This is a genomic window from Cellulophaga baltica (assembly GCF_018861125.1).
Lineage (GTDB): Bacteria > Bacteroidota > Bacteroidia > Flavobacteriales > Flavobacteriaceae > Cellulophaga > Cellulophaga baltica_A.
The window spans coordinates 147,062-170,167 of record NZ_JAHKQN010000005.1 but is presented as its reverse complement, the minus strand read 5'-3'; the positions used below and the strand labels follow the sequence as shown (position 1 = coordinate 170,167).

At 32.5% G+C, this 23,106-nt stretch carries 20 protein-coding genes and 1 tRNA gene; 17 read left to right on the top strand and 4 right to left on the bottom strand.

The annotated features are described in order from the left end of the window. Positions 1 to 79: 79 nt before the first annotated feature. From mraZ to KO500_RS01385, 16 genes are all read left to right on the top strand, one after another. Positions 80 to 541 carry a division/cell wall cluster transcriptional repressor MraZ gene (gene mraZ, locus KO500_RS01460; protein ID WP_215954716.1) on the top strand — a complete coding sequence of 154 codons (462 nt, stop codon included), beginning with the start codon at positions 80 to 82 and terminating at the stop codon, positions 539 to 541. Then, positions 528 to 1,433 carry a 16S rRNA (cytosine(1402)-N(4))-methyltransferase RsmH gene (gene rsmH, locus KO500_RS01455; protein WP_215954715.1) on the top strand — a complete coding sequence of 302 codons (906 nt, stop codon included), beginning with the start codon at positions 528 to 530 and terminating at the stop codon, positions 1,431 to 1,433. Before mraZ ends, rsmH begins: the two co-directional genes overlap by 14 nt. Positions 1,434 to 1,441: 8 nt before the next feature. Then, on the top strand, positions 1,442 to 1,759 hold the full coding sequence (locus tag KO500_RS01450; RefSeq protein ID WP_215954714.1) for an FtsL-like putative cell division protein: 318 nt from the start codon (positions 1,442 to 1,444) through the stop codon (positions 1,757 to 1,759). Further along, positions 1,759 to 3,762, top strand: a complete 2,004-nt coding sequence (locus KO500_RS01445) for a penicillin-binding protein (protein ID WP_215954713.1) — start codon at positions 1,759 to 1,761, stop codon at positions 3,760 to 3,762. Before KO500_RS01450 ends, KO500_RS01445 begins: the two co-directional genes overlap by 1 nt. Continuing rightward, a complete protein-coding gene (locus KO500_RS01440) occupies positions 3,759 to 5,222 on the top strand; it encodes a UDP-N-acetylmuramoyl-L-alanyl-D-glutamate--2,6-diaminopimelate ligase (protein ID WP_215954712.1) in 1,464 nt (487 codons plus the stop codon). The genes KO500_RS01445 and KO500_RS01440 overlap by 4 nt, the downstream gene beginning before the upstream one ends. Before the next feature lie 23 nt (positions 5,223 to 5,245). Then, positions 5,246 to 6,466, top strand: coding sequence for a phospho-N-acetylmuramoyl-pentapeptide-transferase (gene mraY / locus KO500_RS01435; protein ID WP_215954711.1), 1,221 nt, complete (start codon positions 5,246 to 5,248; stop codon positions 6,464 to 6,466). Between the two features lie 39 nt (positions 6,467 to 6,505). Next, positions 6,506 to 7,903: a UDP-N-acetylmuramoyl-L-alanine--D-glutamate ligase gene (murD, locus tag KO500_RS01430; protein WP_215954710.1), complete on the top strand. Its 1,398-nt coding sequence runs from the start codon at positions 6,506 to 6,508 to the stop codon at positions 7,901 to 7,903. A 10-nt stretch (positions 7,904 to 7,913) separates the two neighbouring features. Further along, on the top strand, positions 7,914 to 9,116 hold the full coding sequence (locus tag KO500_RS01425; RefSeq protein WP_215954709.1) for an FtsW/RodA/SpoVE family cell cycle protein: 1,203 nt from the start codon (positions 7,914 to 7,916) through the stop codon (positions 9,114 to 9,116). Further along, positions 9,103 to 10,203, top strand: coding sequence for an undecaprenyldiphospho-muramoylpentapeptide beta-N-acetylglucosaminyltransferase (murG, locus tag KO500_RS01420; RefSeq protein ID WP_215954708.1), 1,101 nt, complete (start codon positions 9,103 to 9,105; stop codon positions 10,201 to 10,203). Before KO500_RS01425 ends, murG begins: the two co-directional genes overlap by 14 nt. A gap of 9 nt (positions 10,204 to 10,212) precedes the next feature. Beyond that, on the top strand, positions 10,213 to 11,565 hold the full coding sequence (murC, locus tag KO500_RS01415; protein WP_215954707.1) for a UDP-N-acetylmuramate--L-alanine ligase: 1,353 nt from the start codon (positions 10,213 to 10,215) through the stop codon (positions 11,563 to 11,565). Next, a complete protein-coding gene (locus KO500_RS01410; RefSeq protein ID WP_215954706.1) occupies positions 11,555 to 12,274 on the top strand; it encodes a cell division protein FtsQ/DivIB in 720 nt (239 codons plus the stop codon). Before murC ends, KO500_RS01410 begins: the two co-directional genes overlap by 11 nt. A gap of 3 nt (positions 12,275 to 12,277) precedes the next feature. Further along, on the top strand, positions 12,278 to 13,624 hold the full coding sequence (gene ftsA / locus KO500_RS01405) for a cell division protein FtsA (protein ID WP_215954705.1): 1,347 nt from the start codon (positions 12,278 to 12,280) through the stop codon (positions 13,622 to 13,624). Between the two features lie 46 nt (positions 13,625 to 13,670). Continuing rightward, complete coding sequence (ftsZ, locus tag KO500_RS01400; RefSeq protein WP_215954704.1) at positions 13,671 to 15,590, top strand: cell division protein FtsZ; 1,920 nt, start codon at positions 13,671 to 13,673, stop codon at positions 15,588 to 15,590. Between the two features lie 87 nt (positions 15,591 to 15,677). Beyond that, positions 15,678 to 16,127 (top strand): GatB/YqeY domain-containing protein, encoded by a 450-nt coding sequence (locus KO500_RS01395; protein ID WP_215954703.1) that lies wholly within the window; start codon positions 15,678 to 15,680, stop codon positions 16,125 to 16,127. Between the two features lie 13 nt (positions 16,128 to 16,140). Then, positions 16,141 to 16,214: transfer RNA gene (locus KO500_RS01390), tRNA-Arg, on the top strand. A 167-nt stretch (positions 16,215 to 16,381) separates the two neighbouring features. Next, positions 16,382 to 18,502 carry a right-handed parallel beta-helix repeat-containing protein gene (locus KO500_RS01385; RefSeq protein ID WP_215954702.1) on the top strand — a complete coding sequence of 707 codons (2,121 nt, stop codon included), beginning with the start codon at positions 16,382 to 16,384 and terminating at the stop codon, positions 18,500 to 18,502. A 16-nt stretch (positions 18,503 to 18,518) separates the two neighbouring features. Here KO500_RS01385 and KO500_RS01380 read toward each other — a convergent pair whose 3' ends face one another. Both KO500_RS01380 and KO500_RS01375 read right to left on the bottom strand, forming a co-directional pair. Beyond that, a complete protein-coding gene (locus KO500_RS01380; RefSeq protein ID WP_215954701.1) occupies positions 18,519 to 19,124 on the bottom strand; it encodes a hypothetical protein in 606 nt (201 codons plus the stop codon). Positions 19,125 to 19,149: 25 nt separating this feature from the next. Further along, on the bottom strand, positions 19,150 to 19,542 hold the full coding sequence (locus KO500_RS01375; RefSeq protein WP_215954700.1) for a hypothetical protein: 393 nt from the start codon (positions 19,540 to 19,542) through the stop codon (positions 19,150 to 19,152). Between the two features lie 279 nt (positions 19,543 to 19,821). Here KO500_RS01375 and KO500_RS01370 point away from each other — a divergent pair, with 279 nt between their 5' ends. Then, the gene (locus KO500_RS01370; protein WP_215954699.1) at positions 19,822 to 20,388 is read left to right on the top strand and encodes a DUF4494 domain-containing protein; all 567 of its coding nucleotides are present in this window, start codon (positions 19,822 to 19,824) and stop codon (positions 20,386 to 20,388) included. A gap of 56 nt (positions 20,389 to 20,444) precedes the next feature. On the opposite strand, the gene KO500_RS01365 is transcribed toward KO500_RS01370, so the two are convergent. Both KO500_RS01365 and KO500_RS01360 read right to left on the bottom strand, forming a co-directional pair. Next, a complete protein-coding gene (locus tag KO500_RS01365) occupies positions 20,445 to 21,089 on the bottom strand; it encodes a response regulator (RefSeq protein WP_215954698.1) in 645 nt (214 codons plus the stop codon). Next, the gene (locus tag KO500_RS01360; protein ID WP_215954697.1) at positions 21,079 to 23,061 is read right to left on the bottom strand and encodes a tetratricopeptide repeat-containing sensor histidine kinase; all 1,983 of its coding nucleotides are present in this window, start codon (positions 23,059 to 23,061) and stop codon (positions 21,079 to 21,081) included. The genes KO500_RS01365 and KO500_RS01360 overlap by 11 nt, the downstream gene beginning before the upstream one ends. Between the last annotated feature and the right edge of the window lie 45 nt (positions 23,062 to 23,106).

Below are 23,106 nucleotides of genomic sequence, written 5' to 3'. Positions count from 1 at the left end.
AACAATGTGGTAAATAGTGGTAAATTGTGGTAATAAATTCTATATCTTTGAGTTATTATTTGAGTAAAACCATTAATTAGTGATCAATTTCATTGGAACATATGACTGTAAGGCTGACGCAAAAGGGCGAATTATGCTCCCTGTTGCGCTTAAAAGTCAGTTGGCACCAGTGCTTGCAGATGGTTTTGTTTTAAAACGTTCTGTTTTTCAACCTTGTTTAGAAATTTATCCGATGAAAGAGTGGAATCTTCTAATGGAGAAATTAAATAAGAAAAATAGGTTTGTAAAGAAGAACAATGATTTTATACGTCGTTTTTCGGCGGGGGTAAAGGTAGTTGAAATTGATGCTACTGGTCGCTTATTAATACCGAAAAATTTGATTGAAATTGCGAAAATTTCTAAAGAAGTTGTGCTGAGTTCAGCTATCAATATTATAGAAATTTGGGATAAAGGGAGTTACGAAAAAGTTCTTGAAGATACTGCAGAAGATTTTGCTGCATTGGCTGAAGAAGTAATGGGAGGAGAAGATGAATTATCATAATCCAGTTTTATTGACTGAATCTGTTGACGGACTAAACATAAAGAGCGATGGCGTTTATGTTGATGTTACGTTCGGTGGTGGTGGTCATTCAAAAGAAATATTAAAACGCTTAGGTGAAAACGGAAAGTTATTTGCGTTTGACCAAGATGAAGATGCTTTGAAAAATGCAATTGATGATCCAAGGTTTACTTTAATTCATGAGAATTTTAGATTCATCGGTCAGTTTTTGAAATTTTATGGTGTTCGTGAGGTAGACGGTATTTTAGGTGATTTTGGTGTCTCGTCTCATCAGTTTGATGTTGCAGAGCGTGGTTTTTCTACTCGTTTTGATGCTGATTTGGATATGCGAATGAGTAAGCGAAATACAGTTTCTGCTTATGATGTAGTGAATACCTATGAGTATGATGATTTGCGAAGGGTTTTGTTTCAGTATGGTGATTTACGCAATGCAAACACAATTGCAACAACGATAATAGCAAGTAGGGAAGACTCGCCAATAAAAACTACGGAGCAATTAAAAGGTGTGTTAAAGCAATTTTTGCCAGCACGCGTAGAGCATAAAATACTAGCTCAGATTTATCAAGCCATTCGTATTGAAGTAAATCAAGAAATAGAAGTAATAAAAGAGTTTTTGTTACAAGTGCCTAATTTATTAAATGAAGAGGGTAGGTTGAGTGTGATTAGTTACCATTCTTTAGAAGATAGATTGGTGAAAAGGTATATAAGAGCAGGACAGTTTGAAGGTGAGCCAGAAAAAGATTTTTACGGGAACATTTCAGTTCCTTTAAAAAAGGTTGGCGGTTTAATTGTTCCTTCAAAGCAAGAAATTGCTCAGAATAATAGAGCGCGTAGTGCAAAATTAAGAATAGCAACAAAAATAAAAGTAAAATAATTGTTGTGATGAGAAAAGGATTGTTAGACATATTAAAAGGGAAGTTTTTAGTGAGTGGTGATGCTCCTAAAAATTGGATTTTTATAATATTCACTTCTTTTTTAGCTGCAGTTATGATTGCTAGTTCTCACGGTGCAGATGGTAAAGTGCATAGAATAGCAGCTTTAAATGAAGAAGTTAAAGAATTGCGTAGTCAGTTTATTGACGGGCAAACAGATGTGCAAAAATTAAAATTGGAATCTGAAATATTAAAAACGGTAAGTTTAGATGGTTTATTTCCTTCAGAAACACCACCACATAAAATAAGAGTTAAATCGGCTAAATAGTGGCAGTAACAGAAAAGAAAATATTAACAAGGTTATATGTAGTAGCGGGCTTTTTGATAGTTTTCGCTATAGCTGTGGTGGTAAAACTTGTGAGTATTCAAATGGTTGATGGTGATAAATACCGTCAATTAGCTGAAGATCGTACAGAGAAAGTTTTTACAATCACACCTAACCGTGGTAATTTATATTCAGCAGATGGAAGTTTGCTGGCTACTTCTGTTTCTAGATATAACATCCGTTTTGATGCTGTTACGGTTAAAAGTGAAGACTTTAATGAGAATATAAAACCACTTTCAAAAGAATTATCAAAATTATTAAAAAAACCTGCGTCGCATTACGAGCAATTGTTACGTAAAGCGAGAGCTAATAAAAATAGGTATGCATTAGTTGCTAGAAATCTAGATTATTCAGACTACATGCAAGTAAAAAAGATGCCGCTTTTTGTTAAAGGTCCAAATCGAGGAGGTATTGTTGTGGAGCAAAATACAGTTCGTGAGCATCCTCTAGGTAAAATAGCTGAGCGTAGTGTTGGCTATGAGCGTTATGATGCTGAAGGTCACGCGACAAGAGTTGGGCTAGAAGGTGCGTTTACTGAATATTTAAGTGGTAAAAAAGGAAGTCGTTTAAAGCAAAAAATAGCGAAAGGACAGTGGAAGCCAATTGGTATGGAGAACATTGTTGAGCCAATTGATGGTTACGATGTGTATTCTACAATTGATGTAAATATACAAGATATTGCACACCACGCACTTTTGGGTCAACTAGAAAAATACAAAGCAGATCACGGTTGTGTTATTGTGATGGAAACAAAGACAGGAGAAATAAAAGCAATCTCTAATTTAGGAAGAACTGAGGCTGGTAAATATTACGAGCGTCTAAATTATGCTATTGGAGAATCGCATGAGCCAGGGTCTACCTTCAAATTAATGTCTTTAGTAGTTGCACTTGAAGATAAAGTAGTTGATACAAGTACGGTAATTGATACAGAAAACGGAAGATTTAAAGTGTACAACAAAACTGTAAAAGATTCTAAGTGGGGTGGTTATGGTAAAGTGAGTATGGCAAAAGCTTTTGAAATATCGTCAAATACTGCTTTTGCAAAATTAATTTACAATAACTATAAAGATAAGCCTGAAAAATATGTAAACCGATTAATGAATATGGGTTTAAATAGGGAGTTGGGTTTGCCTATTAAAGGAGAGGGAAAACCTGTGATTAGATATCCTGGTGATAAAGGTTGGTCAGGTATTTCTTTAGCTTGGATGTCTCATGGTTATGAGGTTTCATTAACACCACTACAAACACTTACATTTTACAATGCAATTGCTAATGATGGTGAAATGGTAAAGCCAAGGTTGTTGAAAGAGTATAAAGAATGGGATAAAACTATTGAAAAGTTTGATAAAGAAGTAATTAATCCGTCAATATGTTCTAAAGAAACAGTAGCTAAAGTTCAGGCTCTATTGAAGGGTGTGGTTGAAAAGAAATTTGGTACAGGTCATGGTTTGTATTCGCCAAATTTTTCAATGGCAGGTAAAACAGGTACTTGTCAAAAAGATTATGTTTCTAAAGACCCTAATAAATTAAAGTACATCTCAACTTTTGCAGGTTATTTTCCTGCGGATAATCCTAAATATTCTTGCATTGTAGTTATTCATGAGCCAGACAAAAGAGTTGGTTATTACGGTGCAGATGTATCAGGGCCAGTTTTTAAATCTGTAGCACAAAAAATTTACGCAACATCGCCTTTGGTTGATGAGGTTGATGACTTAGAGATTAAAGATGTTGATTTAGATAAAAAATACCAACAATATTATACGGTATCAAATAAGAAATACAATAAAGTGCCTAATGTAGAAGGTATGAGTGGTATGGATGCTATTTCAATATTAGAAAACCTTGGTTTACAAGTTAAGGTGAATGGTAATGGCAAAGTAAAAAAGCAGTCTGTAAAAGGAATAAATATTAACGAGGTTAAAACTGTTGTTTTAGAATTATCATGAAGTCATTAAAAGACATATTGTTTGGGGTTAGTTTATCCGCTGTAAACGGGTCAACTTCTGTTGCTGTAAAATCAGTTTGTTTTGATTCTAGAAAAGTAGAACATAATGATGTGTTTATTGCCATTAGAGGTACGTTGACTGATGGTCATCAATATATAGATAAAGCTATTTCATTAGGTGCTAAAGCAATTGTTTGCGAAGAAATGCCTAGCAATTTTACAGAAGGCATAACCTATGTTGAGGTTGATAACGGGAATAAAGCATTAGCCATAATGGCTTCTAATTATTACGGTAATCCTTCAGCTAATTTGAAGTTAGTTGGTGTTACAGGTACAAACGGTAAAACAACAGTGACGAGTTTGTTGTATCAGTTATTTAAAAAGGCAGGTTTTAAAGTAGGTTTAATTTCTACTATTAAAATATTGGTTGATGAAAAAGAATACAAAACCAGCCATACCACTCCTGATGCTTTGACTATAAATAAGCATTTAAGTTTAATGAATGATGAAGGTGTTGAATTCTGTTTTATGGAGGTTAGTTCGCACGGTATTCATCAAAAGAGAACTGAAGGTTTAGTTTTTGAAGGTGCAATTTTCACCAATTTATCTCATGATCACTTAGATTATCATAAAACTTTTGCGGAATACCGTGATACAAAAAAGCTACTTTTTGATCAGTTGCCAAAAGCAGCATTTGCTTTAACCAATATTGATGATAAAAATGGTTCTATAATGTTGCAAAACACTAAGGCTAGAAAGCAGACTTATGCTTTAAAGACCTATGCGGATTATAGAGCACAAATTTTAGAAAATCAATTTAATGGTCAATTATTGAAAATTGACAATGAAGAGGTCTGGTCTAGACTTATAGGAGATTTCAATGCTTATAATATGTTGGCAATTTATGCAACGGCAGATTTATTAGGTTTAGAAAAGTTGGAAATATTACGATTATTAAGTGAGCTTGAGAATGTTGATGGGCGTTTTCAATACTTTATATCAGAACAAAAAATAACGGCAATTGTTGACTATGCTCATACGCCGGATGCGCTCAAAAATGTGCTTGATACAATTAATACATTGAGGACTGGAAATGAAAGCGTCATCACCGTTGTGGGGTGTGGTGGCGATAGAGATAAGTCTAAGCGTCCGGTTATGGGTCATATCGCATCAGAAATGAGTAGTACTGCAATTTTCACCTCTGATAATCCAAGAACAGAAGATCCTGATGTTATTTTGAGTGAGGTTGAAGCGGGAGTAGAAGCGCAAAATACAAGAAAAACATTGACGATTGAGAATAGAAAACAAGCTATTAAAACAGCTTGTCAATTAGCAAATACTAATGATATTATTTTAATCGCGGGTAAGGGTCATGAAACCTATCAAGAAACAAATGGTGTTCGAGTAGATTTTGATGACTATCAAATAGTAAAAGAGATTTTAAAAAATTTAAACAAATAACTAAGACTAAGAATTAACGTAAAATGTTATACTACTTATTTGAATTTTTAGAAAAAAATTATGATCTGCCAGGTGCGGGACTTTTTCAGTTCATCACTTTTAGAGCGGCACTAGCAATATTAACATCATTGCTAATCGCTACCGTTTATGGTAAAAAGGTGATTGTTTTTCTACAGAAAAAGCAAATTGGAGAAACGGTTCGTGATTTAGGCTTAGATGGTCAAAAACAGAAAGCAGGTACGCCAACAATGGGTGGTTTAATTATTATTATGGCAACTTTAATTCCTGTGTTATTGTTTTCAAAGCTTGATAATATTTATGTGATTTTATTGATTGTGACAACAATCTGGATGGGAATCATTGGTTTTGTTGATGATTATATAAAAGTCTTTAAAAAAGATAAAGAAGGTTTAAAAGGTAAGTTTAAAGTGCTAGGGCAAGTGGTACTTGGTTTAATAGTTGGAGCAACGCTATACTTCCACCCTGAAGTAACAATGAAAGAACGTAGTAAAACAATAATTACACCATCTTTTACAGTTGAAAAACAAGTTGGAGCAGAAATTAAGGCGGCAAAAACAACCGTTCCTTTTTTGAAAAATAACGAGTTAGATTATTCAGTTTTTATTTCTTGGATGGGTGACGGCGCTGAAAAGTATACTTGGGTAATATTTATCCTTTTTGTGATAATTATAGTAACTGCAGTATCAAACGGTGCTAACTTAACTGATGGAATTGATGGTTTGGCCGCAGGATCCTCCGCCATAATAGTGCTAGCATTAGCGATATTAACTTGGATATCGGGGAATATTATTTTTTCTAATTATTTAGATGTCATGTACATTCCTAGAGCAGGTGAATTGGTAGTTTTTTTAGGTGCATTTATTGGAGCTTTAGTTGGTTTTTTATGGTACAATACGTTTCCTGCACAAGTTTTTATGGGTGATACGGGTAGTTTAACTATCGGTGGTGTTATTGCTGTTGTGGCAATTATTATCAGAAAAGAATTATTGATACCGGTGTTATGCGGAATTTTCTTTGCGGAGTCAATTTCGGTAATGTTACAAGTAGGGTATTTTAAATACACAAAAAAGAAAACAGGAGAAGGAAAGCGTGTTTTTTTAATGGCCCCTTTGCACCACCATTATCAGAAGAAAGGATACCATGAAAGTAAGATTGTAACTCGTTTTTGGATTGTGGGAATCTTATTGACAATTATAACAATTGTGACATTAAAGGTGCGATAACATTCAATAGCAACTTTTCAAAATTGAAAGGTGTTGAATATGAAAAAAGAAATAGAAAAAAATATAAGTAACAAGTTCCCTTCTTTCGGAGGAATAAATACAGGAAACCGCTTAGTTGTTTTAGGTGGTGGAGAAAGCGGTGTAGGAACCGCAATTTTAGGAAAGCAAAAAGGATATGAAGTTTTTGTTTCTGATAAAGGAAAAATAAAAGATAAGTATAAAAAAGTTCTTGAACATTTTGAGATTAATTGGGAAGACGAGCAACATACAGAGACATTAATATTAAATGCTGATGTAGTTATGAAAAGTCCTGGAATACCTGATAAAGTAGCTCTTATAGTGAAATTAAAAGAAAAAGGTATTCCTGTAATTTCTGAAATTGAATTTGCAACAAAATTCACCAATGCAACAGTTATTGGTATTACGGGTAGTAATGGTAAAACCACAACTACCATGCTTACAAATCATATTATAAAAAGTGATGGCGTAAGCGTTGGTATGGCTGGTAATATTGGTGATAGTTATGCAAAAATGGTAGCTGAAAATAATTTTGATTACTACGTTTTAGAGATCAGTAGTTTTCAGCTTGATGGTATTGTAGATTTTAAACCGCATATAGCAATTATTACAAATATTTCGCCTGATCATTTAGATAGGTACGAGTATAAGTATGAAAACTATATCGCATCAAAATTTAGGATAGCAGAAAATCAAACAGAAGATGATTATCTGATTTATGATGCAGACGATAAAGACTTGACAGATTGGTTAGCAAATCACCCAGTAAAATCAAAATTAGTTCCTTTTTCTCTTGAGAAAGAAATTGAGCAAGGAGCATATAGCAAAGACAATAATATAACGATGAGATTAAATAACGACACACTGAATATGAAGACAGATTCATTAGCATTAGAAGGTAAACATAACCTTAAAAATACAATGGCAGCATCTACAGCTGCAAAGCTAATTGGTATTAGAAAAGCAACCATTAGAAATAGTGTGACTAATTTTCAAGGTGCCGAGCATCGTTTAGAGAAAGTGTTGAAAATTCATCACGTAGAGTATATTAATGATTCTAAAGCAACAAATGTAAATGCTACTTATTATGCGTTAGATAGCATGAAAACACCTACTGTTTGGATTGTTGGTGGTGTTGATAAGGGTAATGATTATAAATCATTAATGCCATTTGTACGCGAAAAAGTAAAGACGATTATTTGCTTAGGAAAAGATAATTCGAAAATAAAAGAAGCTTTTGGTAATGTGGTAGACTTGCTGGTTGAAACATATGCTATGGATGAGGCAATAAAAGTTGCATATAAGGTAGCGGAAAGAGGGGATACTGTTTTATTGTCACCAGCTTGTGCAAGCTTTGATCTTTTTGATAACTACGAAGACCGTGGTAATCAATTTAAAGCAGCAGTTAAAAATTTATAAGATAAAATAAATGGAATTTTTCGACAAAATAAAGGGTGATAAAGCAATTTGGGCTATTGTAGCGCTTCTTGCTTTGTTCTCATTTTTACCAGTTTACAGCGCAAGTAGTAATCTGGTATACGTTGTTGGGAATGGAACAAAAACAACATTTAGCTTTTTGTTCAAACATGGCTTTTTATTGTTGTTAGGTTTCGGGATTATTTATGCTGTGCATAAAGTTCCAACGCACTTTTTTAAAGGCTTATCTTTAATTACAATGCCGATAGTAATATTGTTGTTGGTATATACCTTGGCACAAGGTACAACCATTGGAGGTGCTAATGCAAGTAGATGGATTCGTCTGCCTTTAGTAGGGTTTACGTTTCAAACATCAACATTAGCGGCGGTTGTTTTAATGGCTTATGTGGCGCGTTATTTAACAAAAATAAAAGATAGAGTAGTTACATTTAAAGAAAGTATTTTACCATTGTGGTTACCTGTTTTTGTGATTTTAGTGTTAATTTTGCCTGCCAATTTTTCTACTGCAGCAATTATATTTTTTATGGTAATGGTGTTGTGTTTTTTAGGTGGTTACCCTGTTAAGTATTTGTTAGGAATAGTGGGTAGCGGTTTACTGTTTTTAACTTTGTTTATTCTAACAGCGAAAGCGGCTCCAGATTTATTTCCGAATAGGGTTACAACTTGGGAAAGTAGAATTACGAGCTTTATGAATGGTGAAGATGGTGAGTCAGATTACCAAATTGAAAAAGCTAAAATAGCGATTGCAACTGGTGGTGTAATTGGTAAAGGTGCGGGTAAGAGTATTCAGAAAAACTTTTTACCACAGAGTTCTTCCGATTTCATTTTTGCGATTATAGTTGAGGAGTATGGTTTAGTTGGTGGATTAATTTTAGTCTTTTTCTACCTTCTTTTACTATTTAGAATAGTAGTTGTAGCGAATGGTAATCAAACAATTTTTGGAAAATTATTGGTAATCGGTGTTGGTTTGCCAATCGTTTTTCAGGCATTTATAAATATGGCGGTTGCGGTAGAGTTATTTCCTGTAACGGGGCAAACATTACCTTTAATAAGTAGCGGTGGTACTTCAACTTGGATGACGTGTTTGGCTATTGGTATTATTTTAAGTGCGAGTAATAAAGAAGTAAGTAAAGAACCTAGTTCTGTTGATATAGATGATACGAACCCTTTAGAAGTTTTAAGTGGACAATTATAGATTTATACTATCTGGAGGAGGAACTGGCGGACATATTTATCCGGCAGTTGCAATTGCAAACGAATTAAAAAGTAGGTATCCTGATGCTGAATTTTTGTTTGTAGGTGCAAAAGATAGAATGGAAATGGAAAAAGTACCCAAAGCTGGGTACAAAATTGAAGGATTGTGGATTACAGGAGTGCAACGTAGTTTGACACTGAAAAACATGATGTTTCCTTTTAAATTGATAAGTAGTTTGGTGAAAGCTGGTGGCATAGTAAATAAATTTAAACCCGATGTAGTAATTGGTACGGGTGGTTTTGCTAGTGGTCCACTTTTGCAAAGAGCATCTAGCAAAGGTGTTCTATGTGTATTACAAGAACAGAACTCTTATGCGGGAATAACAAATAAATTATTGGCTAAAAAAGCTAAAAAGATTTGTGTAGCCTATGATAAGATGGAGCAGTTTTTTCCTGCTGATAAAATAGTGAAGACAGGTAACCCTGTTCGTGGTGATTTGGTTGATTTGAATGTTTCAAAAGAAGATGCTTTGTCTTTTTTTGAATTAGATACTCAAAAACCAACTTTACTAATTTTGGGGGGTAGTTTAGGTGCACGTAGAGTTAATCAGTTGATTGAAAAAGAGCTAGATTTCTTTAAACAATTAGGAATTCAAGTTATTTGGCAATGTGGTAAGCTTTATTTTGAAGAGTATAAAAAATACAATTCTGTGAGTGTAAAAGTTCTTGATTTTGTGAACAAGATGGATTTTGCATATACAGCAGCAGATATTGTTATTTCAAGAGCTGGTGCGGGTTCAGTTTCTGAGTTATGTATTGTAGGGAAACCTGTAATATATATTCCTTCGCCAAATGTGGCTGAAGATCATCAAACAAAAAATGCACAAGCACTCGAAGAAAAGAATGCAGCGGTATTAATACGAGAAAAAGATTTAGATGCTCATTTTGAAAATGAATTTACTTCGTTATTCAAAAGTGAAAGTAAACAAAAAGAATTAAGTGATAATAGCAAGCTAATGGCAATGCCAAACGCAACAAAAACTATTGTTGACGAAATAGAAAAATTATTGAAAAGTAAAATTGGGTAGTAGTTTTTTATGAAAATGGATCAAATACATAGCGTATATTTTATAGGGGTAGGTGGCATAGGAATGTCTGCCCTGGCTAGGTATTTTGTTTTTTTAGGTAAAAATGTAGGTGGTTATGATAAAACAGAATCGCCGTTAACTAAAGATCTTGCTTCAGTTGGTATGGAAATTCATTATGAAGATGATATCGATAAAATTGATTCTAATTTTTTAGATAAAGAAACTTGCTTAATAGTATATACACCTGCTGTACCAAACAATCATACGGAATTAAAATACTTTTTTAAAAACGGTTTTGAAGTAAAAAAACGATCTGAAGTTTTAGGTATCGCTACAAACGAAACTTTTTGTTTTGCAGTTGCAGGTACACATGGTAAAACAACTACCTCTAGTATTTTAGCACATATTTTAAAAGAAGCACAATTACCAATGACTGCTTTTTTAGGTGGAATTTCTGAAGATTTTAATAGTAATTTCTACTATCAAGGTGCTGATTATTCAGTGGTTGAAGCAGATGAATTTGATCGTTCTTTTTTACAATTAACACCAGATGTTGCTTGTATTACTTCAATGGATGCTGACCATTTAGATATTTATGGTACAGGTGAAGAATTGCAAAAAACATTTGGGGAATTTAAAGCAAAAATAAAAAAAGGTGGAAAATTATTTGTTTGTAATGGTCTGCCAATTGATGGTCTTACGTATGGTATAGAAGACGATGCAGATTATTGTGCTAAAAATATTAGAATAAAAAACGGAGCTTATGTTTTTGATGTACAAACACCAACAACATTATATACCGATTTGAAATTTAATAAACCTGGTAGGCATAATTTATTAAATGCTTTGGTCGCTTTTGCAATGGCTTTAGTGTCTGATGCGTCACCAGAAAAGCTAATAAAAGCCTTGGCAAGTTTTAAAGGAGTGCAACGAAGATTTTCTTATCAGATAAAAACAGATGAGTTTGTTTTTATAGATGATTATGCACATCACCCTACCGAAATTAATGCAGTGTATAGCGCGGTGTCTGAAATGCACCCGAATAAAAAAGTATTGGCAGTTTTTCAGCCGCATTTGTTTTCAAGAACAAAGGATTTTATTGACGATTTTGCGAGTAGTCTTTCAAAATTTGAAAATGTAATATTGTTAGACATTTATCCGGCAAGAGAAAAGCCTATTGAAGGTGTAACATCAGAATGGTTATTAGATAAAATAAGTCATCAAAATAAAAAAATAGTAAATAAGTCAAATTTAATAGAGGAAATAGAATTGCAATCACCAGAAGTATTAGTGACAATGGGAGCTGGTGATATAGGGTTAGAGGTAGTAAAAATTAAAAATGCTTTGATAAATGAAGATTAATTGGAACATTTTGAAAATGGTATTGCTGACTGTCACATTAGTTGTGTTATATGGTTTTTCTAATATAAGAAACCAACAAAATAGCATTTCTAATCTTGATATTCAGTTTACAGATGGTAACAATTTGTACCTTACTAACGGCATGGTTAATAAATTGTTAATACAAAATTTTCATGGGTATGAAAACATGCCTAAAGAAAATTTAGTTTTGAATACTATTGAAAATGCTTTGGAGGCCAATAAAATGGTTAAAAATGCTCAAGTTTACCTTACCGTAGATGGGAATTTGACGACGAAAATCGCTCAAAGAAACCCAATTGGTAGGGTTGAAGGCAGTTCTATATACTATCTTGATGATGAAGGTAAGCGTATGCCACTTTCTCAAAATCACTCCGCAAGAGTGCCTGTTATTACAGGTAATGTTACGGATGACAGTTTAAAAGATTTGTATATGATTTTAAATCATATCAATAGTGATAATTTTTTGCACAAAAATGTTATTGGTATTCAGGTCGTAAAAAATCAAAAATACCAGTTAAAATTTAGAACAGACAATTTTGTTGTTTCTCTAGGTAGAGCGGAAGCTTTAGATGAAAAGTTTAATAAATTAAAAGCTTTTTATGTAAAAGGAACAAAAGATAAGTCTTTAGCTAATTTTAGCAAGGTAAGTTTAGAGTATAATAATCAAGTTGTGTGCACCAAAATTTAAAGTATGGAACAAGGTAAATATTCAGTTGGATTAGATATCGGAACAACAAAAATTGTTGCGATTATTGGTAAAGAAAACGAATACGGAAAAATAGAAATATTAGGCATAGGTAAATCTAAAAGTTTGGGTGTGCACCGTGGTGTTGTGAATAACATTACACAAACCATACAATCTATTCAGCAAGCTGTAGAGCAGGCTGAGACTAATTCAGGTTTAAAAATAGGTTCTGTAGTAGTTGGTATTGCAGGGCAACACATAAGAAGTTTACAACACAGCGATTATATCACAAGAGTAAATTCTGAAAAAGTAATTGATGATGATGATTTAGACTTGCTTTGTAACCAAGTGTACAAATTAATCATGTTACCAGGTGAAGAAATTATTCATGTTTTACCACAAGAATACAAAGTTGATGGGCAGGCTGAAATAAAAGAGCCTATTGGTATGTATGGAGGAAGGTTAGAAGCTAATTTTCATGTTGTAGTTGGTCAAGTGTCATCAATAAGAAATGTAGGTCGTTGTATTAAAAGTGCGGGTCTAGATTTAGGAGGTATAACATTAGAGCCATTAGCATCAGCTGATGCAGTTTTAAGTCAAGAAGAAAAAGAAGCAGGTGTAGCTTTAATTGATATAGGTGGTGGAACAACAGATTTAGCCATTTTTAAAGATGGAATTATTCGTCATACGGCAGTAATCCCTTTTGGCGGTAATGTTATTACCGAAGATATTAAAGAAGGTTGTTCTATTATTGAAAAGCAAGCTGAACTTTTAAAAATAAAGTTTGGTTCTGCATGGCCAGGTGAAAATAAAGACAATGAAATTGTTTCTATACCAGGTTTAAGAGGTAGAGAACCAAAAGAAATAACATTAAAAAACCTTTCTAAAATTATACACGCAAGAGTTGTAGAAATTATAGAACAGGTTTATGTTGAAATTAAAAATTACGGTCATGATGACCAAAAGAAAAAACTTATAGCAGGTATTGTTTTAACAGGTGGCGGAAGTCAATTAAAACACTTAAAGCAATTGGTGGAGTATATAACAGGTATGGATACGCGAATTGGGTATCCTAATGAGCATTTAGCAGGTGATTCTGATGAAGAAATTGCAAGTCCATTATATGCAACAGCAGTAGGTCTTTTAATGAATGCTTTAAAAGACAAAGCAAAACAAGAAGCAATTGAAAAAGAAGAACAAGAGCTTGTAAAAGAGGAAGAGAAAATAGCAAACTCTCCTTTACAAGAAGAAGAACCAGAGGAAGTGAGAAAACCTACGGTACAAAAACCGAGAAAATCGATTTTTGATAAGTGGTCTGATAAATTGAAAGATTTTTTAGACAATGCAGAATAAAAAATGAGAATAGACGAAAACACGTATAACCAGTAATACACAAAGTATGAGCAACAGTAATGAATTTGGAAGTATATCATTTGATTTACCAAAAAATCAGAGTAATGTAATTAAAGTCATCGGAGTAGGTGGTGGTGGTAGTAATGCCATAAATCACATGTACTCAGCCGGAATAAATGGCGTTGATTTTATAATTTGTAACACAGATTCCCAAGCATTAGATAATAGTGTGGTGCCTAATAAAATACAATTAGGTGTTTCTTTAACAGAAGGTCTAGGTGCAGGTGCAAACCCAGAAGTAGGAGAGCAATCTGCCATAGAAAGTATGGAAGAAATTAAGAACATGTTAGGTACAAATACTAAAATGGTTTTTATAACTGCCGGTATGGGTGGTGGTACAGGTACTGGAGCTGCACCAATGATTGCCAAACAGGCTAGGGAACTGGATATTCTTACAGTTGGTATCGTTACAATTCCGTTTCAATTTGAAGGGCAAATGAGAACCAAGCAAGCTCAAGCTGGTATCGAAAAATTGCGTAAAAATGTTGATTCATTAATTGTTATTAATAATAACAAATTAAGAGAAGTATATGGTAATCTTGGTTTTAAAGCTGGGTTCTCTAAAGCAGATGAAGTATTAGCAACTGCTGCAAGAGGTATTGCCGAAGTAATAACACATCACTACACTCAAAATATAGATTTACGTGATGCTAAAACAGTACTTTCTAATAGTGGTACAGCTATTATGGGTTCTGCAACTGCATCAGGTTCATCCAGAGCAAATGAAGCTATTAAGCAAGCTTTAGATTCTCCGTTGTTAAATGATAATAAAATATCAGGAGCTAAAAATGTACTGCTATTAATTGTTTCTGGTTCTAAAGAAATTACAATTGATGAAATAGGTGAGATTAATGATCATATACAAGGTGAAGCTGGCCATAGTGCCAATATCATTATGGGTGTTGGTGAAGATGAAACACTGGGGGAAGCAATTGCTGTAACGGTGATCGCTACGGGTTTTAATATTGACCAACAGGATACTATTGTTAATACTGAATCTAAAAAGATAATTCATACTTTAGAAGATAGTCAGAAAGCTGAACAACACCTAATGGGTGAAGAAAATGTAGTATTCCAGTTGGTCGAAGATGAAGAAGAGCCAAAAGTAGTTAAGCATGTTTTAGAAGAAGAAAAACCAGAAATGGATTTAATTCCGACAACAAGCTATATCAAAAACTTTAACGTGTTTTATGATGAAGTAATTGCAGATAAAGTTGGTGATGATTTTGTTATTGTTGATTCAAAAGCAAAATTAAATGAACTGGATGTTGTTGATCCAATTGAAGTATCATCAGTAAAAGCAGAAGAAAATCAGTTCTTGTTTGGTTTTGATGCTAATGAAGCTAAAAAATTAAAAGAAGAAGACAAAGAAAATGTTGTTTTATTCTCTTTAGACGATGATGTAAAAGATATGGATGTAAAAGAGCCTGTCGAAGTAATTCCTGTGGTTGAGTATAATAAAGATGGCGAGAAAAGATATAGCCTTGATGATTATATGGAGCTAGAGAATGAATTAACAGGTGCTCAATCAAAAAAAGTAGAGAGAGTTAAGCCTAAAGTTACAGAAGAAGATGTTCGTTTCGAAAAGAAAACAGTAGAAAGGCCAATTCCTGCACCTGAAGAAGATGCTGATATTGATCCTGTTGAAATGCCATTAGAAGAATTGCTAAGGAGTAGATCAGAAGAAAGAAAAAGAAAGTTGAAAGACTTTAATTATAAGTTTCAAAGCAATAACGCAAATCGTTATGACGATGCTGAAAAACACCCAGCCTACAAACGTAAAGGCGTTAATTTAAATGATGTAAACAAACAAAGTAAGATGTCAAGAACATCTTTAGGGGAAGATAGTAATGATGATATTCAATTACGATCTAATAACTCTTTTTTACATGATAATGTAGATTAATACAGCGTTTGCTGAAAGTTTAAACCCGAAAACACAACGTGTTTTCGGGTTTATTTTTTATCTTCGCCAAGCTAAATTAGAAAAATTATGAGCTTACAGAAACAAGTAATGGATGAGATGAAAACGGCAATGAAAGCTAAAGATAAAGTAGCTTTAGAATCATTACGTGCAATTAAATCAGCATTATTATTAATGCAAACAGAAACAGGTTCAGGAGAAGAAGTTTCTGAAGAAGCAGAAATTCAATTGGTTCAAAAATTAGTAAAACAACGTAAGGATAGTGCAGCTATTTTTATAGAGCAAGGTAGAGAAGATTTAGCAGCCCCTGAGTTAGAGCAAGTTGCTGTAATTGAAAAATTTTTGCCGGAACAATTATCAGAAGAAGCTATTGAAGAAGTTGTGGTTGCAACTATTGAAAAAACTGGAGCTCAAGGTATGAAAGATATGGGTAAAGTTATGGGTGTAGTTTCAAAAGAATTAGCAGGTCAAGCTGATGGTAAAACAATATCAATGATTGTTAAGAAAAAATTAGCTTAACTTAAGTTTAATAGGCCGCGTGGCGCAACTGAATAGCGCATCAGATTTCGGCTCTGAGGGTTGGGGGTTTGAGTCCCTTCGCGGTCACTGCAAGTTGAAACTCCCATTACATTTTAAAAATGTAATGGGAGTTTTTTTATACTTTTTTCCTCCAGTATAACTACCATTAGAGTAGTTCTTTTGTTGTATATCGAAAACTAATATAATAATTCCAAGGTTTTATTTTACTTATAGGTTCCAAGCTTTATGACCCTATGAGAAAACAAAAAATATTAGTCGGTTTACTATGTGTATTTAGTTCTATAGTTTTAAATGCACAAGTGGAAATTTATGTATCACCAACTGGTGATGATATAAATGTTGGTTCAGAAAAAGAACCCTTGGCATCACTTACGGGTGCAAGAAATTTGATTCGCACTTATAAAAAGGGAACAGATTCTTCAATTTCTTTTACAGTAATTGTTAAAGATGGTTTTTATGAAATGACAGAGCCTCTACAGTTAAGTACAATTGATAGTGGTTCATCAGAAAATCCGATTGTTTATAAAGCAGAAAAAGGTGCGAAACCAATATTTAGTGGTGGTAAAAAAATAACAGGTTTTAAAGTTAATGAAGATGGTCTTTGGGAAACGTCCATATTTGAAAGCTCTTATTATAAATGGCGTTTTAATCAATTATATGTGAATAATAAAAGAGCAACGCTTGCACGAACTCCAAATAAAGGATTTGTAACTATTGACAGTGTATCACAAAATATATGGGAACAAGGCTTTGGTAAACAACCGAAAAAAGCACAACAAACTTTGCGTTTTGATACTAAGAATTTTCAAATCTTAAAAGATGTAAGTAATGATGCTCTTTCTTTAATCCGTTTTAAAGCTTTTCATAAATGGGATTTAACAATTAGGAATATTGATAAAATAGATAATGATAGTCTGCTAATTGTTACTTCAGGAAAAGGTATGAAACCTTGGAATAAATTAAAGAAAGAAGGTCGGGTAGTTTTTGAGAATTATAAAGCTGCATTAGATGAGCCAGGGGAATGGTTTTTGAATTTAAAAGGGACTTTGTTTTATAAACCTTTAGTGAATCAAACTATTGAGAATACAGAATTTATAGCTCCTGTTCTTGAAAGTTTAATTGAAGTTTCTGGCGATATAGAAAATGAAAACTATGTTACTAATATCACTTTTGAGGGTTTGTCATTTAAGCATAGTGCTTATAATTTACCGGCAACAGGTTTTGAGCCCAACCAAGCGGCGGCGTTGATTAATGCCACGATAAAACTTGAAGGAGTTAAAAATATCAGTTTTAAAAATTGTGAAGTTTCAGATATTGGTCAGCATGCTATTTGGTTTGGGAAAGGATCTAGCAACTCAATAGTTGAGCATTGTTATATTCATAATATTGGTGGTGGTGGTATTTATTTGGGTGATTTTAAAGCTTTGAATGGTAAATATCACACAGAACATATAAAAGTAAATAATAACATTATACAAACAGGTGGACAAGAATTTGCGCCAGCTGTAGGTATTTGGGTTGGTCATAGTTCAGATAATGAAATAACATATAATGATATTGGTAATTTTTACTATACCGGAATTTCAGTAGGTTGGGTTTGGGGTTATAAGCCTAGTTTGGCAAAAAATAATAAAATAGCTTTTAACCGAGTGCATCACATTGGTTGGGATTTGCTAAGTGATATGTCTGGTATATATACTTTAGGGCAATCAGAAGGTACGATTCTAGAAAATAATGTTGTGCATGATATTCATGCCTACAGTTATGGTGGTTGGGGTTTATACGCTGATGAAGGTTCATCAGGAATAACAATGGAAAATAATTTAGTTTATAAAACTAAAACAGGAGGTTTTCAACAACACTATGGCGAAAATAATGTAGTAAGAAATAATATTTTTGCTTTTGCTAAATTATACCAGGCGCAATGTGTATTATCTGAAGACCATCATTCTTTTGATTTTATTTCAAATATTATAATCTTTGATAAGGGTTATGTTTTAAAAGGTGCATGGGATAAAGTAGATATTTCTATGGATAAAAATATCTATTGGAATGTAAGGGAAAAAGCTTATAATTTCAATGATAAATCTTTTGAAGAATGGCAGCAGTTAGGCCACGATCAACATAGTTTAATTATTAATCCAGAGTTTAAAGATGCTGTTGATTTTGATTTCAGATTCAAATCTAAAAAGAACATAAAAAAAATAGATTTTATGTCTTTTGATGTTTCTGAAGCTGGTGTTTATGGTAACAAAAAATGGACTTCTAAAGCTGTTTTGGCTCCCGAGATAATAAAAGCATTTGATAAAGCTGTAGAGAAAAACATGTTAGGTAACTATCACTTAAAAAGATAAGTTTTATTAGTAGAGATTATTCTCTATTAATGTCAAATATAATTTTAGAGTTGTACATATCGGTAATTTCTTTTTTTGAATACACGTAAAGTTTATTGGAATAGTTTTCAGATTTATCAATTCTATATATTCTTGAAGCTTTGTTGATTTCATAATCATTAAGAGAAACAAAAATACTATCTGTAGTAACCTGCATAATTTTCATGGTAGAATATTGGCTGTATGCTAACTTATATTCGTATACATCACCAACTAAAGGAGTTTCTAAATACATTTTTTCAGAAGCTCTGTCTGATTTAGATGCAAATCCTGCAAATACTATTAACAAAGCAAATAAAATTAGTCCTGAAAACTGCCATGCAGGTCCTTTTGAGTTTTTTTTAACCCTTTTAAATTCTGTTTTTATATAACTAGGCATCTCATTAGTTCTAAGAGTTTGTTTACAATGATTGCATGTTGTAGCTCCAAATTTACTTAAGGGAAAGACAGGAATCCAAAATACGTGCGCATGTCTTCTGTATACGCTGGCTAGCATAGATTCTTTAGTGTCGCAATTAGGACAATTTGTATTTTTTAATTGTTCTGTATTTATATGAACTGATCTGCTCCCAAAAATAATCATGATATATTTTTTTATTTAATATTTATTAAAGGTTGTTTTTAAAATATTTACTATACTCTTCAGTAGTAAATAAATTAGCTACAGTTTCTCTAATTTGTACATCTTTTAAAGCTGAATTAGCAGTTCTGTAATCCGGACTTAATAATTGTGTGGTAGAAATAGTGTCACAGAATATCTCTTCGCCGTTGCTGTTAATCACTTTAAAAGTTGCAATGCTATTTAGTAGCGATTTCCCATTAATAAGAACCGTTAAAGTATCATTATTTGTAGTGTTAGAAAATAGCTTGGTAGTTGAGTTGCTAAGTAATAAGTCTGACTTTATTTTAGCAAATTGTTTTGGTGACTCAGTACTTTTTTTATCATTACTACAAGAAATAAAGAAAATGCCTAGTACGATTAATGTGATTTTAAATTTCATAGTTGTATTGTTATTTGTTCCATACAAAGGTGCTTCAACTACGTCTCAAATTGTTCCCTCAAAAAAGTGAAAATGATATCCCTGTTTTCAGGGGTGAATATGTTTTATATGTATTTAATGAAGGTTTTTTAAGCAGTTGTGAAAATTAAATTTCACTCAAAGTATTAGTTATAAGGTTATTGTGTGAAAACTTTTAAAATTGTGAATATCTATTGTTTAGTTTGTAAATGTGTTACGCAGTAGAGTTGCTATATTTGACAACCCAAAAACAAAATTATTATGAGCGCAACATGGTACGAGTGTAAAGTAAAATATAGAAAGTTAGATGAAGCTAGTGGCATGCAGAAAGTAGCCACAGAGCCTTATTTAGTTGATGCAATGTCTTATACGGAGGCAGAAAGCAGAATAACAGAAGAAATGGCGGCTTACTTAAGTGATAGTGATGAAATTAAAATCACAAATATTAAAGTTGCTAATTATAGTGAGATTCACCCTTTTGAAAATTCAGACCGTTGGTTTAAATCAAAAGTTTCACTTATTGCTTTTGATGAAGAAAGCGGTAAAGAACGCAAAAGCAATATGTATTTATTAATACAAGCTAATGATGTTAAAGAAGCTTACGACAATACAGTTTCGGTAATGAAAGATACTATGGGAGAATATACAATCCCAGCAATTAACGAATCACCTATTGTAGACGTGTTTCCTTATTTTTCAGGAGAAGAAGATGATTTAGAACGCGTTCAAAAGTTTAATGAAATAAAAGCCTCAGTACCTGAAGAGGTTGCTATTATTGATGAGCAATTAGAAACTACTGATTCTTTAATATCAGAAGAAGAAGAATAAAAGAATTGTTTATTGAAAATTTTTAAAAAAACCACCTAAGCAATTAGGTGTTTTTTTTATTCATCAAGCAATCCCATCTTCAAAGCATGCTTAGTTAATCCTGCTAAGTTTTTTACGTTTAGTTTAGAGATTAAATTTTTGCGGTAACTCTCAATAGTATGTTTGCTTAAAAATAGCGTGTCTGCAATTTCTTGCGTAGTGTTCTCTTCAGCAATGAGTTTTAATACTTCTTTTTCTCTGTCTGTAAGGTGAATTTCTTCTGCTTTTTTGTTTTCAAACATAGCTTCAGTATATGCTTTCTTAACTTCTGATGAGAAATATTTTTCACCTTTAATTATGGTTTTAATGGCTGTCAATAATTCTTCTTTTTCAGCATTCTTAGGTACGTAGCCATCAACGTTATTTCTAATTAGCTTGTCAATCATACCGCCATCAATATGCATGCTAACAACCAATGTTTTTAAATTTGGATAGTTATCTTTCACAATTTTATTTAATTCAATACCATCCATTTCTGGCATGGTTAAATCTGTAATTAATAAATGAATATCATCAGCGCCATTAATACTTAAATATTTTTCAACCTGAGCACCATTTTTTGCGGTTAAGGTTACTGAAAACTCTGGAACTTCATTAAGTATGCTTATTAAACCATCAATAAACATTTTATGATCATCAGCAATAATTAGATTATACTTCATCGGTAATTTTTTTAATATCAGGAATATCTATAGCAATTACAGTTCCTCTGTTTTTAGAAGAATCAACGTGCAAATTACCACTTAAATTATGAATTCTACTTTTAATATTACTCAAGCCAATACCTTCAACTAATTTAGATGTGTCAAAGCCTTTTCCGTTGTCTTCAAATAGTAACGAAAGTTCATCTTCAATTAAATTTAAATGAATATCAACTTTTTTGGCTTCTGCGTGTTTTAAAGTGTTAGTAGTTAATTCTTGTAGTATTTTAAAAAGTTCAACCTGTATTTTTTCATTTATCCTATTAATACTTTCTTTTGGGTGTGGATGAAAATTAATAACAAGCGAACTAGTTTTAGAAATTGAGTTTACATATTCTGAAACTAAATCTGTAAATGCATTTTGTCTAAATTTTTTAGGAATTAAAGTGTGCGAAATGTCACGAACTAATTGGTAGGTTTCATTAATTTGGCCGTTAATATTTTTTAACGTATCAGAAGCACCTGTAACACTTGAAAGTTGTAGTTTAATACCGGCTAAGTTACCACCAATACTATCATGCAATTCTTGAGCAATACGTTTTCGTTCTTCATCTTGCCCTTCAATAGATGCTTTTATAAGGTTTAATTCTTGTTGCTGAATTAACGACTGTACTTTTTGGGTATTTATTTCTTCTTGTTTTTTAGCTAATTCACTTTGTGTTTGTATTTTTTGATAATACACTATTAATAATGCAATTACGGGTATTAAAATGACTAGAAAACCTATAAGAAAAGCATTTTTGATAGTTTTTTGACGGCTTAATTCAGCTTCTTTTAAAAGTTGATCTTCTTTTAAACTGGTTATGGCTTTTTCTTTTTCAAGAGTTTCATATTGAACTTCAAGTTCTTTAATAATGGCGCGTTGCTGTTTCTTTTTGATTTGATCTTCTACATTATACAACTGCGTCATTATTGCATACGAGTTTTTATAATCATCTTTTCTTGAAAAGCACTTGGATTGTATAAGTAATAATTCTTTTTGATATTCTAAATTATCTCTATCTACGGCATTAATATAAGCCATAGTTAACCCCATAATTGCGATATCATACATCTCACGATTGTAATTATATTTTGCTAGTAAAAGTGAGCCTTTAAAGTATATAGCATCAAAACCTTTTGCTCTTGCTTCGTTTCGTGTGTATTCGTATGCTTGAAAAGCTTTTTCAAAATCTTGATTAATTTCATCAAGTATTGCAAGTTCTAGTCTAATACTTAATTTCATTTCTACATCGTCTAAAGCTATTGCAGTTTTCATAGCACTGTCAAAATATAATTTTGCTTTTAAAAAATCTTTTTTGAGACGATATGCTTTACCTAATAAGATATTGCTTTTTGTTTCAAGACTAGGGAATTCAGAAGTGAATTGAGCTAAAGCTTCATTTAAAATAGTTATAGCCTTATCTGGGTTTTGCTGAAGAATATAAGCATTAGAGAGGCCTATTTTGTTCTTATAACTATATTCCGGATAATTTGACTTTTCAGCTTCTTGAAGTCCTTGTAAATACCATTTAATGGCATTATCATTAAGGCCATTCATCGTATTTCCATTACCTAGATAATAATGTGCTTTTGAAAAGTAACGAGTTTTAATATGATCCGTTTGGTCCCAGTTTCTAATTTCTTTAATATATAAGTTACTGTAATAGAGTACGGAGTCTGTACTATTTTTTTGTTTATGATGTGTAATTAATTGATCAAGAATAGAAAAACGTTGAACACCAAATTTTGAGTTTTTTAATTTTTTATAAAAAGGTTCTAGCTCTTTAGATTTATGCCTGGTTTGAAAACTGAAATTAATGATTTGTCCGACATTTTTTGTGCTATCTACGGCAATACTATCTTGTCCAAAAAATAAGTTAGGAGTAATAATTAGTAGTGTTGCTAGGAACACTAAAAAAAGTTGTGGTAGGTTTTTTTGAATTTGATTCATCTTCTAGACTTAGTATTACACATTATTTGTTAAGTTTAAAATAAT

Coding starts and splice junctions, on each gene's coding strand:
- KO500_RS01425 (WP_215954709.1), top strand. CDS start 7,914: ATGGAATTTTTCGACAAAATAAAGGGTGATAAAGCAATTTGGGCTATT.
- KO500_RS01450 (WP_215954714.1), top strand. CDS start 1,442: ATGAGAAAAGGATTGTTAGACATATTAAAAGGGAAGTTTTTAGTGAGT.
- murC (WP_215954707.1), top strand. CDS start 10,213: ATGAAAATGGATCAAATACATAGCGTATATTTTATAGGGGTAGGTGGC.
- murD (WP_215954710.1), top strand. CDS start 6,506: ATGAAAAAAGAAATAGAAAAAAATATAAGTAACAAGTTCCCTTCTTTC.
- ftsA (WP_215954705.1), top strand. CDS start 12,278: ATGGAACAAGGTAAATATTCAGTTGGATTAGATATCGGAACAACAAAA.
- KO500_RS01410 (WP_215954706.1), top strand. CDS start 11,555: ATGAAGATTAATTGGAACATTTTGAAAATGGTATTGCTGACTGTCACA.
- KO500_RS01395 (WP_215954703.1), top strand. CDS start 15,678: ATGAGCTTACAGAAACAAGTAATGGATGAGATGAAAACGGCAATGAAA.
- KO500_RS01385 (WP_215954702.1), top strand. CDS start 16,382: ATGAGAAAACAAAAAATATTAGTCGGTTTACTATGTGTATTTAGTTCT.
- KO500_RS01375 (WP_215954700.1), bottom strand. CDS start 19,542: ATGAAATTTAAAATCACATTAATCGTACTAGGCATTTTCTTTATTTCT.
- KO500_RS01440 (WP_215954712.1), top strand. CDS start 3,759: ATGAAGTCATTAAAAGACATATTGTTTGGGGTTAGTTTATCCGCTGTA.
- KO500_RS01370 (WP_215954699.1), top strand. CDS start 19,822: ATGAGCGCAACATGGTACGAGTGTAAAGTAAAATATAGAAAGTTAGAT.
- mraY (WP_215954711.1), top strand. CDS start 5,246: ATGTTATACTACTTATTTGAATTTTTAGAAAAAAATTATGATCTGCCA.
- rsmH (WP_215954715.1), top strand. CDS start 528: ATGAATTATCATAATCCAGTTTTATTGACTGAATCTGTTGACGGACTA.
- KO500_RS01365 (WP_215954698.1), bottom strand. CDS start 21,089: ATGAAGTATAATCTAATTATTGCTGATGATCATAAAATGTTTATTGAT.
- ftsZ (WP_215954704.1), top strand. CDS start 13,671: ATGAGCAACAGTAATGAATTTGGAAGTATATCATTTGATTTACCAAAA.
- KO500_RS01380 (WP_215954701.1), bottom strand. CDS start 19,124: ATGATTATTTTTGGGAGCAGATCAGTTCATATAAATACAGAACAATTA.
- KO500_RS01360 (WP_215954697.1), bottom strand. CDS start 23,061: ATGAATCAAATTCAAAAAAACCTACCACAACTTTTTTTAGTGTTCCTA.